This is a genomic window from Massilia psychrophila (assembly GCF_002760665.1).
GTDB lineage: Bacteria > Pseudomonadota > Gammaproteobacteria > Burkholderiales > Burkholderiaceae_D > JAFCUW01.
On record NZ_PDOB01000028.1, the window covers coordinates 1 to 16111 of the forward strand.

A 16111-nucleotide genomic window follows, 5' to 3' on the forward strand; every position below is an offset into this window, starting at 1 on the left:
TTGACGAGTCCGTCGGAAGAAGGTGGCTTGCTGGAATTGCTCGAATTCTTGTCGACCTTCGTTTCCAGTGCCACCAGGCGGTCCCACAACGTCACGATAATGACTTCAAGCTCACCACGGGTGAGGTTGGTCAAATCAGGCGGGGACGGCTTTTTCTTCATGACCAGCATGATGGACCGCATCTATATTGTTTACAACCTTTTTCGCACGGTACGCCTCACGCTGAACAGTCACGGGAATAGATTTAAATGAGAATGTAGTGTCTATCTGAATAAATATTCGTGTCATTCAGTCTACAAATATCCACCATCCGCTGCGTAGTATCGCTTTGCACATGGTTCTCTATTTGAGATATGTTAAATCTCTGGAATTAGCAATTAAGTCAATGGCCCTTGTACGTTTAGTCAGCAATAATTATTGCTCGCAGCATCTGTTCGGTCCGCAAGCAGGACCTGCTGCGGTAATGGTATCCCGACCGTTATCCCGTTAATTATGTTTAAGAATTTTTCCGACCTTGCAAATATGGCCAAGAAGAAATTGATACGGCGTCAGCACTTCCTTGCGATGATCGACAAAGGCACTCATTGGTTGCAATTGCATGAACTGATCGCACCGTTTTATCCAAAGGTTGAATTGCCGCCGGCACACGCGCTGTTGTACGGTGATGAAGTCGCAGCAATGGGCGACGCTGGCTTTCAAGGCGTTGAAAAAGGCGAAAAAATCCTGGCAAAAGCGCGGCCTGGCACGTCGCGGTGAAACACGCTGTCGCGGCTTGGAGAGAAACACTGTGCAACTGTTTTGTCGGCAACGACGGTAGGCCGTTCAGGCAGCCAGCGCCGCCAGCTGGTTCAGGGTTGGGAGCTTGTAGCTGAGCCAGCCGGCTGGCGCGATGCCGTCGACGTCGTCGAAGTCAGCCGCCGACAATTCGCCGCGGGCGCGGCGGCCAGTTCCAGTTCGGCCGGCCGTCAGGCGATGCCGCGCTTTACATTCAACCAACGCCTTGACGTTGGCGGTGGTGGTGGGCAAAGGCGGCGTCGGGTTTGTCATCAGGCGGGCTGGACCAGTCCGGGTTTTGAGTGGTCCAGTGCAATGTGTAAACTTGCATAATTACAACATATTTTGTGCAGGGCAATACCTTATCCCATGTTTAATCGGCACTTGTGCACGATTGCATGCCGTACGGGCTGATCCGGCCGGGCGGCGCCACGGTTTTCGCCGTCAGGTCTTTGGCCAGCGGCGGCAGCCAGAACGCGTTGCGGGCCTGCGATTCGGTGCCGGCGACGGTTCCGCTGACCGTCAACTCGACCTTGACCCAAGTGCCGCGGTCGCGCGGGTAGCGTATGGTGACCGTGGTCATGCCAAGCGCGTCGGTCTTGCCAGTCGCGGTGACCGATAGCGGAATGCCCGGTTCCAGCACGCCGTTGTTGTTGGCGTCGTAGGCGGCCTCGTAGAGCCCCTTGCGCTGTACGTCTTCGTTGGCGCAGACATGGCTCGGATCGGCCACCTGCCAGGATCCTTCGCCGCGGTTGGAAGAGAGGGTGCCGTCCGGATTCTGCAGGAACGGTTCAACCCATTCGTAATAGCCTTTTCTGTAGCTGGTCGGCCAGGCCGCGGCGCTGATCGCCACGCCTGGCACCGGGTTGCCGGCGCTGTCCGAGACGAACACCGCGAACTCCTTCTGCAAGACCGCAGTCGAGAACTCGACCAATTGGTTGCCGGTGCCAAACTGGATCGACAGGGCCTTCTTGTTGACGGTCAGGCTGGTGACGCCAGTTGCGGTCGGCAATTCGGCGATCCGGGCCTGGATCACGGTGCCGTTCTTGCCGCCATCGGCAGGCCCGGCGACGAACACGGCGCGCGCGATGCCGTCGCTGCCGGTCACCGCGCTAAGCGGCGCCAGCAGATTGCCGCCGCTTGGATCGGCAAGGATCGAGAACTGCACCGTGGCGCCCTTGACCAGGTTGTTGGCCGCGGTGCCATCGCGCACTACCGCAATAAGCGTGCTGCGTTCGCCGCTGCCGACCAGCGCTACATCCGATTGCAGGTTGACCCGCGCGGTGTCACGCAGGGCGGCAACGAATTCGACCCGGGTGCTGCCGCTCGGGCCGCCGGTCACGCGCGCCTCGATCGAGCTCACGCCGGCATTGTCGGACCGGATCCAGGTCTGCGGAAAGGCGCCACCCACCAGCGTCATCGGGCCGGCCAGGGGCGTGCTGCAGCCGGGGTCGCGGAACAGTTGCCCGCGCGAGGCGTTAAGGGTGACGCTGCCGGATTGGCCGGCGCCGCCGATCATGTAGCTGCCGCCGACCGGCGCGCACGAACCGACCACCACTTGGGAGAGGGATTCGGTGCCGCCCGTATCGACCACCACCGATGGGGTCAAGGTGACGTCGCTGCCGCCGACCAGGATCGAGCGGGTCGCACTGGCGCCCAACGCGTTCAGGGTGAGCTGTTCGTTGCCGCGTTTCGACGCACTGAACTGCAGCGTCACTTGGCCGCGGCTGTCGCTGGGCTTGGCGGCGACCTGCACGCCGTTGCCGATAGCGGTGCTGGCGAGCACGGTGGCGCCGGCGATCGGCCGGTCGGCCGAGTCGACCAAGGTCGCGATCAGGTCGGCCGAGCTGCCCAGGTTCATGAAGGCGGGGCTGCTCAACGTCAGGCGGGTGCCGGTCACGTTGACCACGCCGCTGGCGCTCTGGCTGCCGGCTTTGGCGCTGACCTGAATCGGCCGGTTCATCTTCGCGCCGCCGGTGCCGAGCGTGGCGCTGGCCTTGCCGCTGGCGTCGGTGATTACGGTGCCCGCCGCCAGCAAGCCGGAATCGGCGCTGAACTCGACCCTGGCGCCGGCGACGGCGGTGTTTTGCGCCGTCTTGGCCAGCGCGGTGACGGTCACCTCGCTACCGGCCGTACCGGCCGAGGCGAGTTCATTACTGCTAAAGACCAGGCTGACCGTGGCCACCTTGGCCGCCGGGTCGGCCGCGCTTGGCGGCGGCGTCGGTGTCGGCGGCGGCGGCGTGGGCGGCGCAATCGAGCCGCCGCAATTGACGGGGTTGCCGAGGGTGCAGCCGAGCGGAGCCTGGGCGTCGCTGGCGCCGCCGCCACAGCCCGCCAGTAGGGTGGCGACAAGCGCGGCAGCGCAATATTGTTGATTTCTCAAGATGTTCCCCTGTAAATTATCCGGCGTGGAATCCGTACAGCGTATATTTTTCGTGATCGCAACTATTTGATTGATAGCAACAATTTAGCGTGCTGCGTTGCAAAACAGATTCGCCCCGATCGCCTGAATCTGGTAACATCGCGCCCCTCAATCAATAAAGGGTCACATGGCGAACGCTTGCGGCGTCGATTTCGGCACGTCAAATTCCACAGTCGGACTGGTCAGTCCCGGCCGGCCGACCCTGCTCGCCCTCGAGGACGGCAAGCCGACCTTGCCATCGGTCGTGTTTTTCAACGCCGACGACGAGGAAGTCAGTTATGGCCGGGCGGCACTGGCCGACTACCTGGCCGGCTACGAAGGGCGCCTGATGCGCTCGCTTAAAAGCTTGCTTGGAACCAGCCTGATCGATGGCCAGACCGAGGTCGGCGGACGGGCCGTGCCGTTTCGCGTGCTGCTCGCCCACTTCATTGGCGAGGTCAAGCGGCGCGGCGAGCGCGCTGCCGGCCACGAATTCAATTCGGCGGTGTTTGGCCGCCCGGTGTTTTTCATCGACGACAGCGCCTCAGCCGACCAGCTGGCCGAAGACACCCTGGCCGAGGTCGCCCGCTCGGTCGGCTTCAAGCACGTCGCCTTCCAGTACGAGCCGATCGCCGCCGCGTTCGACTACGAGTCGCGCATCGAACGCGAAGAACTGGTGCTGATCGCCGACATTGGCGGCGGCACCTCCGACTTCTCGCTGGTGCGCCTTAGTCCCGAGCGCGCCGGCCGGCTCGAGCGCCGCGACGACATCCTCGCCACTGGCGGCGTGCACATCGGCGGCACCGATTTCGACAAGTACCTGAGCCTGTCGTCGGTGATGCCGCTGCTCGGCTACGGCAGCCGGATGAGCAACAATAGCGAGATTCCTTCGAGCTACTATTTCAACCTGGCGACTTGGCACACGATCAACCTGGCCTATACCAAAAAGACCTGGACTCAACTGGCCGACGTTGTGCGCGATGCCCGCGAGCCGGATAAAGTGGCGCGGCTGCAGCGCCTGATCGAGGAGCGTGCCGGGCACTGGCTGGCGATGAAAGTGGAGGAGGGCAAGATCGCGCTGTCCGATGCGCCGGTCGTCAGCCTTGAGCTCGACCGTCTCAAGCCGCCCCATTCGCTGACCTTGCATCGCCACGAATTCGATGCCGCCGTCAGGCACCTGATCGACTCGGTCGACCAGACGGTGCTCAAACTGCTGGCCGACGCCGGCGTGGCCGCGGGCGCCGTCGACACGGTATTTTTCACCGGCGGCTCGAGTGGCGTGATTGCTCTGCGCGAACGCATCGGCGGCTTGCTGCCGGCGGCGCGCAAGGTCGAAGGCGACCTGTTCGGCAGTATCGGCTCGGGCCTGGCGCTCGACGCCGTCCGTAAATTCGGGCCGGGGGCGGCATGAGCGTCTTCGATCATCCCATCGTCATGCTCGACTTCGAGACCACCGGACTGTCGCCGGCCATGGGCGACCGCATCACCGAGGTGGCGGCGCTGCGCATCGTCGGCGGCCAGGTCACCGAGCGCTATGTTTCCCTGATCAATTGCAATGCGCGGATACCGTCGTTTATTACCGCGCTGACCGGCATCAGCCAGCAGATGGTGGACGACGCGCCGCCAGTACGGCGGGTGCTGCCGGAGTTGCTTGATTTTATCGGCAGCGACACCTTGTCGGCCCACAACGCTAGTTTCGACGAGAAATTTTTGATCGCCGAAGCGGGGCGGCTGGACCTGGCGCCAAGCCACCAGGCGTTGGTGTGTTCGCTCAAACTGTCGCGCCGCCTGTTCCCCGGCATGCCCAGCTACAAACTCGGTGCGCTGTCGAGCCAGCTCGGCATCCGCTTTCGCAGCGCCGCCCACCGCGCCGAATCGGACGCCGAGGTCGGCGCCGAGCTGCTGATCCATATCGCCCGCCACCTCGGCCGCTCCTACGGCATGGATCAGGTCGAGCCGACATTGCTGGTGTCGGTCAATAAACTGAGCGCCGCAAAAGTGCCGGCCTACCTCGAAAAATACGCCAGTGCAAAAAATTCCGCCGCTGCGGACTGATCGCATTACAATATCGGCATCATGAACCGCCGATCCATCATTCGAGTCTTGTTGTCGCTGCTGCTGCTGCTGTCGCAGCAGATGGCGATGTCGCACGCGATGACGCACTGGGCCGGTTCGCGCGATGACGCTGCCCAGCTCGACGCAGCTGGCAGCGGGCCGGATTCGCGCGGGGTCGGCGCCGCCTTCGCGCAGGACCAGACGTGCGAGCAATGCCTGGCGTTTGCCCAGATCGCCAGCGCGCTCGGCAGTTCGCCACGCTGCTGCGCCTTCGATTGCACCGCCGCATGCGCCACCGGCCCGACCGCCACCCAGCCGGGCTGTGCGCGCACCACCTGCGTGTTCCAGCCGCGCGCACCACCTTCCTTCGCCTAGACACGACAATGCCATCGAGCCGCCGCGCACTTGTGCGGGCATCGGCTCGCCCTTCTCTGCTTGCAAGGAAGTTTCAATGTTCAAACCTACCGTATTGAGCGCGGCGCTTGCTGCCGCACTGTTTAATCCTTTAGCGTCAAACGCTGCCGACGATCAGGAACTGGCCGCCATCCGCGCCCAGATCCGCGACATGAAACAATCGTACGAAGCGCGTTTGCAGGCGCTCGAGCAGCGCCTGCAGGATGCCCAGGCCGCTACCGCCCAGGCCCAGAACGCAGCGCTGGCGGCAGCCCCCGCAGTCGCAGCCGCAGCCGCAGCCGCGCCTGCCACCGGCAACGCCTTCAACCCGAACATCTCGCTGATACTCGGCGGCACCTACGCCAACCTGTCGCAGGATCCGCAACAATACCGGCTGCAGGGCTTCCTGCCGGCGGGCGGCGAGGCCGGCCCTGGCCGGCGCGGCTTCAACCTGGGCGAATCGGAACTGACCATGGCGGCCAATATCGACCCGATGTTTTCCGGCCAGCTGACGTTTGCGCTGTCGGGCGAGGACACGGTCGGGGTCGAGGAAGCGTTCGTGCAGACGCGCGCGCTGGCCAATGGACTGAACATCAAAGCCGGGCGTTTCCTGTCTTCGGTCGGTTACCTCAACAACCGGCACGCCCACACCTGGGACTTCGTCGATGCGCCGCTGGCTTACCAGGCCTTTCTCGGCGGCCAGTACAAGCCGGACGGCGTGCAAGCCAAATGGCTGGCGCCGATTGACACGCTGGTCGAAATCGGCGTCGAGCTAGGCAGTGGAGCCAGCTTTCCGGGCAACGACCGCAACAAGAACGGGTTTGGCGCCGCGGCGCTGTATGCCCACGTCGGCGACGACATCGGCGCCTCAGGCAGCTGGCGCGCCGGCTTGTCGCTGCTGCGCACGGGTGCCGCCAACCGCGAGTTCGGGGACCCAAGTGAACATGGCGGCAACCTGAGCGCGTTTTCGGGCCGCTCGCGCATGCTCATTCTTGATGCGATCTACAAGTGGGCGCCGAATGGCAACCCGGCCCAGCAAAACTTCAAGCTGCAGGGCGAATACTTGCGCCGCCACGAGAGCGGCGAATTAACTAGCAGCGTGGCCAGTGGCGCGTCCGCCGGCAGTTACGACAGCACCCAGTCCGGCTGGTACCTGCAGGGTGTCTACCAGTTCATGCCGAACTGGCGCGCCGGCCTGCGCTACGACAAGCTGGCATCGAACACGCCGTCGATCGGCCTGGCCGATCCCTTCCCGCTGCTGGCCGGCTATTCGCCGTCGCGGCGAAGCGTGATGCTCGACTACAGTCCGTCGGAATTTTCGCGCCTGCGCCTGCAGTTCGCCCGCGACGGGTCGCGTCCAGGCGCGGTCGACAATCAGATTTTCCTTCAATACATCATGAGTCTGGGCACGCACGCGGCCCACGCGTTTTAGGAGCCGACATGAAAAACACTCATCAACTGCTGTCCGCGCTGGTGCTGGGCGCTTGCGCGCTGCTGTCGGCCTCGGCCCACGCCGCCACCCTGAACGTGCTCGCCTGCGAACCGGAATGGGAAGCGTTGACGCGCGAACTGGGCGGCGACAAGGTCAAGGTCTCGAGCGCCACCAACGGCTTGCAAGACCCGCACCGCATCGAAGCGCGGCCAAGCCTGATCGCCCGCACCCGCAACGCCGACCTGCTGGTGTGCACCGGCCTGGAGCTCGAAGCGGGCTGGCTGCCGGCGCTGGTCCAGCAATCAGGCAACCCAAAGATCGCCGCCGGCAAATCCGGTTACTTCGAGGCCGGATCGTTGGTTCCCAGGATCGATGTCCCTACCATGCTCGACCGCAGCGAGGGCGACGTCCACGCCGCCGGCAATCCCCACATCCAGCAAAATCCGCACAACATCGCGCTGGTTGCCGGTGCGCTGGCCAAGCGGCTGGCCGAGCTCGCTCCCGAAGACGCTGCCTATTTTCAAGCGCGCCAGCGTGATTTTTCCGCACGCTGGAACGCCGCCATACTGAGGTGGGAAAAGCAGGCCGCGCCGCTGCGCAACGTCGCCGTCGTCGAGCACCACAAGAACATGGAATACCTGATGGGCTGGCTCGGCATGCACCAGGTCGGCACCTTGGAGGCGAAGCCGGGCGTCGAGCCGAGCGCGGCCCACCTGGGCGAATTGCTGGCGCAGTTGCAGCGCAGGCCTGCCAAGATGGTCTTGCGCGCCGGCTACCAGGACGCGCGCGCCTCACAGTGGCTGTCCGAACGCGCCAGGATCCCGGCGGTGCTGGTACCGTTCACCGTCGGCGGCGACGACAAGGCGAAGGACCTGTTCAGCCTGTTCGACGTGACGGTCCAGCGCCTGTTGGACGCGAATAAATGAATCTCGTTTTTTCCGATCTGACGATCGTGCTGCCGGCTTTTTTGGCTGGCCTGCTGGTACTCGCCACCCACATTCCGCTCGGCGCCCAGGTGCTCAAGCGCGGCATCGTCTTCATCGACCTGGCGATCGCCCAGATCGCCGCGCTCGGCGTCATCATCGCCGGCTCGGGGCAACTCGACCCGCACGGCTGGGCGGTGCAGGTGGCGGCCGGCAGCGCCGCCGTGCTGGGCGCCTTGCTGCTGACCTGGACTGAAAAGCGCTGGCCGGAAGTGCAGGAAGCGCAGATCGGCGTGATGTTCATTCTTGCCGCCAGCGCCGGCCTGCTGCTGGTGGCGCACAATCCGCACGGTGGCGAACACTTGCAGGAGCTGCTGGCCGGACAGATCCTGTGGGTCAGCTACGCGCAGTTGCCCATGCCGGCACTGGGCGCGGCGGTGACTCTCGGTGTCCTGTATTTTTTCAACGACCGGCTGGCCCGGCTCGGGTTTTACCTGTTGTTCGCGCTGGCGGTCACGGTATCGGTGCAACTGGTCGGCGTCTACCTGGTGTTCGCCAGCCTGATCGTGCCGAGCCTGGCGGTGCGCCATTACCGTCCCGGCCGCAAGCTGGTGTTCGCCTACCTGCTGGGCATCGGCGGCTATGCCAGCGGCCTGGTGCTGTCGATCGTGCTTGACCTGCCTTCCGGCGCGCTCATCGTCTGGTGCCTGAGCTTGCTGGCGATGCTGGTCTACAGCGCCGGTCCCGCCAGGTCTACTGCGGCCGCGTCCGCCTAAACCTTTCCAGGCGAAACCAAAACCCCGTCGTGAGCGATCACCGCGGGGTTTTTTGATGTGATAAATGCGCTTCTCCCGCAAGCACGATTGTGCGCAGTCAAACATCGATAGTGTTCAATATATTAAACTTTTAGCAATAATTATGAGTTCGCTTGACGTTTTTTCATATTTGTCCTGCCCCGATATTTCTGCGTTTTCACGGGCCGGGCGCCGGAGGATCAGCATGAACCACCAGAATATTTCACGCGAGAATTACCAGACCTACGTCTGGTTCCGCAAGGCAGCTGAGCTCGGCGACGCCTACGCCCAGTTCAACCTTGGCCTGATGTACAAGAAAGGCGAGGGCATCGAGCGCGATTACGCGGCCGCCTTCAAGTGGCTGCGCCAGGCGGCGCAGCAGGGGCTGGCCTTCGCCCAAAACCACCTCGGCGCCCTGTACTACAACGGCCGCGGCGTTGAAAAAAGCGACCCCGAGGCCGCCTACTGGTTCCGCCACGCCGCCGACCAGGGCGACGCCTCGGCCCAGCAAAACCTCGGCCAGATGTACCGCAAGGGCCGCGGCGTCGAACAGAACTACGACATGGCGCTGGCCTGGTTCTACCGCGCCGCCGAGCAAAGCGTCGCCAGCGCGCAGAATCTGCTGGCCGAATGCTATCTGTACGGCCATGGCGCCACCGTTAATTATCCGCTGGCGATGGCCTGGTTCCGCAAGGCGGCGGTGCAGGGTGACTCGCAGGCGCAGCTCAATCTTGGGCTGATGTACAAGCGCGGCCTGGGCGTCGAGGCGAGCGACGCCCAGGCGCTGTGCTGGTTCCGCCAGGCCGCCGCACAAGGCGACCCGATGGCGCAGCGCCATCTGGGCGTTGCCTACGCCGACGGACTCGGCGTGCGCGCCGATCCGCTGCGCGCCGTCGCCTGGCTGCAGCGCGCCGGCGACCAGGGCGACAGGGAGGCGCAATTTCACCTCGGCGTCATCCTGTCGAGCGGGCAGGGGGTCGACCAGGACGAGGCTCGTGCGCTCGGCTGGTACCTGCGCTCCGCCAAACAGGGCCACATGCTGGCCCAGTACAACCTGGGCAGCATGTACGCCAACGGCCGCGGCGTCGGCCGCGACGAACAGCGCGCCCTCGAATGGTACCGCCGCGCCGCCGACCAGGGCGCCGCCAACGCCCAGTTCAATCTCGGCGTCGCCTGTGCCAATGGCCATGGCGTGCCGCGCGACGACGCCAGGGCCGCGCAATGGTACAAGCTGGCCGCCGAGCAGGGCGACGCCAGCGCGCAGAACAACCTGGGCGTGATGTACGCCAATGGCCAGGGCGTGCCGCGCGACGACGCGCTGGCAGTGTACTGGTACGGCAAGGCCGCCGAACAAGGCCACGCGCTGGCGCAATACAACCTTGGCGGCATGTACGACAGTGGCCGCGGCGTGCCGCGCGACACCGTGCGCTCGTATATGTGGATGCTGCTGGCCGCCGAGGGCGGCGACGAAACCGCCAGCGCCAGCAAGAGCATCGTCGCGCGGCGTCTGTCCCCGACAGAAATCGGCTCGGCCCTCGACCTGACGCGCCAGTGGCAGGTAAGCCATGCCGGCATTGCGCCAACCGGTCCGCGCGCGGGCTGATATTCTGGCCGGCCAGACTGGTTGGGCCGGTATTGCCTGCGCTCACAGGGAGTTCGTTGTTTTTGCGCAGTAACATAAAGTTCCGATGGCGATTTCACGTCGAACACAACATTTGACGGGCGCGATGCCTTAACATAGGTTTCCTGTGCCCAACTATTGATTGCGTTCATGAAAATTGCTTTCCGCAGCGCCGTGCCGGCCTGTTTCTGCATCCTCTCCGCGCAGGCGTTCGGATCGGGCATCGCCGTCCAGGTGCATGACGCCTTTGGCAAGCCGTTGGCTGACGTCGTGCTGTACGCCGAACCCGACGCCGGCGCAGCGCTGCCAAAGAACCCGAAACCGGTCCAGATCGAGCAGCGCGGCCTGAAGTTCCTGCCGCAGGTTTCCGTCGTCCAGGCCGGCAGCCAGATTTCGTTTCCCAACAACGACAAGGTACGCCACCATATTTATTCGTTTTCGCCGGCCAAGAAATTCGACCAAAAGCTGTATTCCGGCGTGACCGCGGCGCCGCAGGTGTTCGACAAGGCCGGCACCATCGTCCTAGGCTGCAACATCCACGACCGCATGATTGCCTACGTCAAGGTGCTCGACACGCCGTTTTTCGCCAAGTCAGATGCCGACGGCATCGCCCGCATCGAGCTGCCCGCCGCGGGGAAATACACCCTCAAGGCGTGGCATTTCAACATGGCCGCCGGCGCCAATGCCGAACAGGCCGTGGCCGTCAAGCCAGGCGAGGCCGCCACCGCCGCCAGTTTCAGGCTGACCATGAAGCCGCCCGTCGCCGATTCCCACACGCCTGCCGCCGTGCAAAGCCTCTAAGTGAAGTTCGGTTTTCAGAGCCTGGAAGGGCGCATCGCGACGCTGTTCCTGGTGCTGATCATCGTCTTGCAGGTGCTCGGCCTGGTGGTGATCCAGAAGGGCATCGAGAACAATGCGCGCGCTTCGATCGCGACCGAACTGACCAACGGCGAAAAGGTGTTTCGCAAGCTGATGGAGCAGAACGCCCAACAACGCCGCTTCAGCGCGCAGGTGCTGGCGCGCGACACCGGCTTCGTGCAGGCGGTCGGCAGTGACGGCAGCGGCGACCGCGAGACGATTCACTCGGCGCTGGAAAACAGTGCGCGCCGCGCGGGTGCCGACCTCACCATGCTGATCGACGGCGAGCGCAAGGTCAAGGTCAGCACCGGCGTCAGGCAGGCTCCGGCGCTCGAACAACTGGTCTTCGGCCTGCTCGACCAGGCCGAAGACGGCGACGGCGCCAGTGCCGTCGCGCTGGTCGACAACAAGCCGTTCCAGATCGTCGTCATGCCCGTCAAGGCGCCCATTACCATCGCCTGGGTGGTAATGGGCTTTGCCATCGACCGCCAGCTGGCGATCGACATGAAGGAGCTGTCGGCGCTCGAAGTGGCGATTTTCGCGCGCGACACCGCGGGCACCTGGCTGCCGGTCGAGTCCACTGTGCCACCAGGCGCGGTCGGCGCGATGGCGGCCAGCCTGCAGAACAGGTCTGCCAGTCATACGCTCGACGTCGACATCGATGGCAACATGTACAGTGCCCGCGTGGTCGACATCGGGCGCGCGGGCGACCGGGGCGCGAGCGTCATGCTGGCGCGCTCGATCGAAGAGGCGATGGGCGAATACGCCCGGCTCGAGCACCGCCTGATGCTGCTGACGATCATCGGCATCGTCGTCGCCGCGTTGGCCAGCGTGCTGACCGCCAAGCGCATCGCCCAGCCGCTGCGCCAGTTGGCCGACATCGCGCGCCGGCTCGAACGCGGCGACTACCGCGCCCAGTCCGGCTTCGAGCGCGACGACGAAATCGGCGCGCTGGCCAAGGCATTCGACAGCATGCGCGACGGTATCGCCAAGCGCGAACAGGAAATCAGCCGGCTGGCGTATTGGGATCCGCTCACCAACCTGCCAAACCGCGCCCAGTTCGTGCTGCTGCTCAACGAAGCGCTGGCGGACGCAAAAAAACACGAGCAGCCGGTGTTCGTGCTGATGATGGACCTCGACCGCTTCAAGCACGTCAACGACGTCATGGGCCACAATTTCGGCGACGCCTTGCTGCGCCAGGTCGCCGGCCGGCTGCAGCTGCGGCTGGCCGAAGCGCACGCCGGCGCCCACGTTGCCCGCCTCGGCGGCGACGAATTCGCCGTGCTGCTGCCTGGATCGAGCCTCGCCGCCGCCTGCTCGATCGCCGCCAGCATCCAGCAGGCGCTGGAACAGCCGCTCTCGCTCGACGATCAGACTGTCGACATCGGCGCCGGCCTGGGCATTGCCGGCTACCCGCTTCACGGCATTGATGCCGAGGCACTGATGTCGATGGCCGAAGTGGCCATGTACAACGCCAAGCAGCGCAACGACGGCGCCGTGGTCTACGATCCGGCGATCGACAAGTCGAGCGAAACGAGTCTGTCGCTGCTGACCGAACTGCGCAACGCCATCGAGCGCAACGAATTTCGGCTGCACGTGCAGCCGAAAATGAAGCTCGATACCGGCGCAGTGGTCGGCGTCGAATCGCTGGTTCGCTGGGCTCATCCGGTACGCGGTAACGTGTTCCCCGACGAATTCATCCCGTTCGCCGAGCAGACCGGTTTTATCCGCGTGCTCACGCACTGGGTGCTGGAGCAGTCGGCGGCGCTGTGCCACGAGATGGCCGCCAAGGGCATCAACCTGAAGGTCTCGGTCAACCTGTCGACCCGCGACCTGCTCGACCAGGACCTGCCCAACAAATTCATGGACATCCTGCAGCGCCACCAGGTCGCGCCCGAATCGTTCTGCCTCGAGATCACCGAGAGCGCAATCATGGACGACCCGGTGCGCGCACAGCAGACGCTCGAGCGGCTGCACGCGATGGGCGTCGACCTGTCGATCGACGACTTCGGCACCGGCTACTCGTCGCTGGCCTACCTCAAGCGCCTGCCGGTCGACGAACTGAAAATCGACAAGTCGTTCGTGCTGAACATGGAGAACGACATCGGCGACACCAAGATCGTGCGCTCGACCATTGACCTTGGCCACAACATGGGACTGCGCGTCGTGGCCGAGGGGATCGAGAGCGAAGCGGTGTGGCAGTTGCTTGCCGCCCTCGGCTGCGACGAAGGCCAGGGCTACTTCATGAGCCGCCCGATCCCCGGCGACAAGCTGATCGACTGGATCCGCAACTGGAAGCCACCGGTGCGCTCGGCGCTGCCGTATGCAAGCGCCGACCATACCGTCAGCTGAGCTTCATCTGTTCATTATCTGGGCAAAACGCGCTATCATCGGGGCGGCATATCGACGTGGCGGCGAACCGGCGAACCGGCCTGTTCGCCTCCTTAAATCTTCACCGAAAGATCACATCCATGCAAATGACACTGCATATGAAAAACGCATCGCTGGTTGTCAGCCTGCTCGCCGGGTTCGGCATCAACGCGCACGCGCAAACCTGCGCCGCGCCGGCCGGCACCGCGCCGGCGTACCGTCCCGTGGCCTACCCGGCCACCAAAAAAATCGACCAGCAGGATAACTATCACGGCACCATGGTGGCCGACCCTTATCGCTGGCTGGAAGACGCCAACAGCGCCGAGACGCGCGAGTGGGTCGAGTCGCAGAACACGTTGACGCAATCGGTGCTGGGTCAAATTCCGGGCCGCGAGGCGATCCGGCAGCGCCTGACGAAACTGTGGAACTACGAGCGTTATTCGGTGCCGTACCAGGAAGGCGGACGCTATTTCTACAGCCGCAACGACGGCCTGCAAAACCAGTCGGTGCTCTACAGCATGGCCAAACTGGGCGACACGCCGCGCGTGCTGCTCGACCCGAACAAGCTGGCGCTCGATGGCACCGTGGCGCTGGCCGGCACCGCCGTCAGCCCGGACGGCAAGCTGCTGGCGTATGGCACCGCCGCCTCCGGCTCGGACTGGAACGAATGGAAGGTGCGCGACATCGCCACCGGCAAGGATCTTTCGGATCACCTCAAGTGGGTCAAGTTTTCGTCCACCTCCTGGACCCGCGATGGCAAGGGTTTCTTCTACAGCCGCTACGACGAGCCGAAGGAAGCGACCAAGCTGGCCGATGTCAACTATTTCCAGAAGCTGTACTTCCACAAGATCGGCACGCCGCAAAGCGCCGACGTCCTGGTCTTCGACCGGCCCGACCAGAAAGAGTGGGGCTTCCAGGGCAACGTGACCGACGACGGCCGCTACCTGGTGATCTCGTCGACCCAGGGCACCGCCCACAAGAACCGCGTGTTCTTCAAGGACCTCGCCAAGCCCGGCTCAACAGTGCTGGCGCTGGTCGAGCAGTTCGAGTCGGCCTACAGCTTCATCGACAACGACGGTCCGGTGTTCTACTTCACCACCGACAACAAGGCGCCGCGCCAGCGCGTGATCGCCATCGATACCCGCAAGGCGCAGGCGGCGAACTGGAAAACCATCGTGCCCGAAAGCGCCCAGACGCTGGTGTCGGCCAGCCGGGTCAACCACCAGTTCATCGCCAACTACCTGGCCGACGCCCGCAGCATGATCAAGGTATTCGACCGCAACGGCCGCGCGGTGCGTGAAGTGGCGCTGCCCGGCATCGGTTCGGCGACCGGTTTTAATGGCAAGGCAAGCGAGCGCGAGACGTTCTACTCGTTCACCGGCTTTACCAGCCCGACGACCATCTACCGGCTCGACATGAAGAGCGGCGCGAGCACCGTGCTGCGCCGCCCGACCGTCGACTTCGACCCGTCAAGCTACGAAACGCGCCAGCAGTTCTTCACCAGCCGCGACGGCACCAGGGTACCAATGTTCATCGTCTCGAAAAAAGGCCTGAAGCAGGATGGCAGCAACCCTACCTACCTGTACGGCTACGGCGGCTTCAACATCTCGATGACGCCGGGCTTCTCGCCGGCCAACCTGGCGTGGATGGAAATGGGCGGCGTGTACGTGATGGCCAACCTGCGCGGCGGCGGCGAATACGGCGAAGCCTGGCATGAAGCCGGCACCAAACTGCAGAAACAGAACGTGTTCGACGACTTCATCGGTGCGGCCGAATGGCTGATCGCCAACAAGGTGACGTCACCGGCGAAACTGGCAATCGGCGGCGGCAGCAACGGTGGCCTGCTGGTCGGCGCCGCCATGACGCAGCGTCCGGAGCTGTTCGGTGCGGCGATCCCCCAGGTCGGCGTGATGGACATGCTGCGCTTCCACAAATTCACCATCGGCTGGGCCTGGGCCTCCGATTACGGCTCGTCCGATAATCCGGAGCAGTTCAAGGCGCTGGTGAAGTACTCGCCGCTGCACAACCTGAAAAGCGGCAGCTGCTACCCGGCGACCATGATCACCACCGCCGACCATGACGACCGCGTGGTGCCGGCCCATAGCTTCAAGTTCGCCGCCGCCGCGCAAGCTGCCCAGGCGGGCGCAGCGCCGATCATCATCCGGATCGACACCAAGGCCGGCCACGGCGCCGGCAAGCCGACCTCCAAGCAGATCGACGAAGTGGCCGACCGCTGGGGCTTCCTCAGCCGCGCGTTGAACATGGCCGAGCCGGCCAAGGTCGTCGCGCAATAGAGCGCTGCGTGGGCGCGCCACGCGCGCCCATTCCGGGGCAGCCGATGTTGCGCAGTCAAGCCTCGAAAAGGTCAGTATTTTCGGCATTTCCTAAGGCAATTTTGGTATAATCCGGCCGTCCTTTGGGGAGTAGCCTGCTTCCGCCCCGGAAGCGCCCGTATCAACATACTCGGTGATTTGTCCATGCCGTGGTACG

Annotated in this window: 13 protein-coding genes and 1 pseudogene; 11 read left to right on the forward strand and 3 right to left on the reverse strand. The window is 64.1% G+C overall.

Annotation, left to right across the window (positions count from 1 at the left end):
• Nucleotides 1-182, reverse strand: a 182-nt coding sequence (locus tag CR103_RS23880; RefSeq protein ID WP_307719714.1) for a DUF6444 domain-containing protein, incomplete at its 3' end; no start/stop codon positions are given.
• Nucleotides 183-639: 457 nt separating this feature from the next.
• Here CR103_RS23880 and CR103_RS24190 point away from each other — a divergent pair.
• Nucleotides 640-764: pseudogene (locus CR103_RS24190) on the forward strand (IS5/IS1182 family transposase); the annotation flags it as partial.
• A 58-nt stretch (nucleotides 765-822) separates the two neighbouring features.
• On the opposite strand, the gene CR103_RS15885 reads toward CR103_RS24190, so the two are convergent.
• Nucleotides 823-1047: a hypothetical protein gene (locus CR103_RS15885; protein ID WP_099916929.1), complete on the reverse strand. Its 225-nt coding sequence runs from the start codon at nucleotides 1045-1047 to the stop codon at nucleotides 823-825.
• Nucleotides 1048-1147: 100 nt separating this feature from the next.
• Nucleotides 1148-3157, reverse strand: a complete 2010-nt coding sequence (locus CR103_RS15890; RefSeq protein WP_099916930.1) for an Ig-like domain-containing protein — start codon at nucleotides 3155-3157, stop codon at nucleotides 1148-1150.
• A 166-nt stretch (nucleotides 3158-3323) separates the two neighbouring features.
• On the opposite strand from CR103_RS15890, the gene CR103_RS15895 reads away from it, so the two are divergent.
• The 10 genes from CR103_RS15895 (at nucleotide 3324) to CR103_RS15940 (ending at nucleotide 15915) form a co-directional block, all read left to right on the forward strand.
• Nucleotides 3324-4586 (forward strand): Hsp70 family protein, encoded by a 1263-nt coding sequence (locus CR103_RS15895; RefSeq protein WP_099916931.1) that lies wholly within the window; start codon nucleotides 3324-3326, stop codon nucleotides 4584-4586.
• A complete protein-coding gene (locus CR103_RS15900; RefSeq protein ID WP_099916932.1) occupies nucleotides 4583-5230 on the forward strand; it encodes a 3'-5' exonuclease in 648 nt (215 codons plus the stop codon). Before CR103_RS15895 ends, CR103_RS15900 begins: the two co-directional genes overlap by 4 nt.
• Nucleotides 5231-5251: 21 nt before the next feature.
• On the forward strand, nucleotides 5252-5605 hold the full coding sequence (locus CR103_RS15905; RefSeq protein ID WP_143752643.1) for a hypothetical protein: 354 nt from the start codon (nucleotides 5252-5254) through the stop codon (nucleotides 5603-5605).
• 76 nt (nucleotides 5606-5681) lie between these two features.
• Nucleotides 5682-7055, forward strand: a complete 1374-nt coding sequence (locus CR103_RS15910) for a putative porin (protein ID WP_099916934.1) — start codon at nucleotides 5682-5684, stop codon at nucleotides 7053-7055.
• 8 nt (nucleotides 7056-7063) lie between these two features.
• Nucleotides 7064-7981, forward strand: coding sequence for a metal ABC transporter substrate-binding protein (locus CR103_RS15915; protein ID WP_099916935.1), 918 nt, complete (start codon nucleotides 7064-7066; stop codon nucleotides 7979-7981).
• Nucleotides 7978-8754 (forward strand): metal ABC transporter permease, encoded by a 777-nt coding sequence (locus tag CR103_RS15920; RefSeq protein WP_099916936.1) that lies wholly within the window; start codon nucleotides 7978-7980, stop codon nucleotides 8752-8754. The genes CR103_RS15915 and CR103_RS15920 overlap by 4 nt, the downstream gene beginning before the upstream one ends.
• Before the next feature lie 223 nt (nucleotides 8755-8977).
• Entirely contained in the window at nucleotides 8978-10375 is a 1398-nt protein-coding gene (locus tag CR103_RS23520; protein ID WP_099916937.1) for a tetratricopeptide repeat protein, read from the forward strand.
• Between the two features lie 168 nt (nucleotides 10376-10543).
• The gene (locus CR103_RS15930) at nucleotides 10544-11194 is read left to right on the forward strand and encodes a methylamine utilization protein (RefSeq protein WP_099916973.1); all 651 of its coding nucleotides are present in this window, start codon (nucleotides 10544-10546) and stop codon (nucleotides 11192-11194) included.
• Nucleotides 11195-13603 carry a putative bifunctional diguanylate cyclase/phosphodiesterase gene (locus CR103_RS15935; RefSeq protein WP_099916938.1) on the forward strand — a complete coding sequence of 803 codons (2409 nt, stop codon included), beginning with the start codon at nucleotides 11195-11197 and terminating at the stop codon, nucleotides 13601-13603. It begins immediately after the preceding gene.
• 137 nt (nucleotides 13604-13740) lie between these two features.
• Nucleotides 13741-15915: a prolyl oligopeptidase family serine peptidase gene (locus CR103_RS15940; RefSeq protein WP_099916939.1), complete on the forward strand. Its 2175-nt coding sequence runs from the start codon at nucleotides 13741-13743 to the stop codon at nucleotides 15913-15915.
• The last annotated feature ends 196 nt before the right edge of the window (nucleotides 15916-16111 follow it).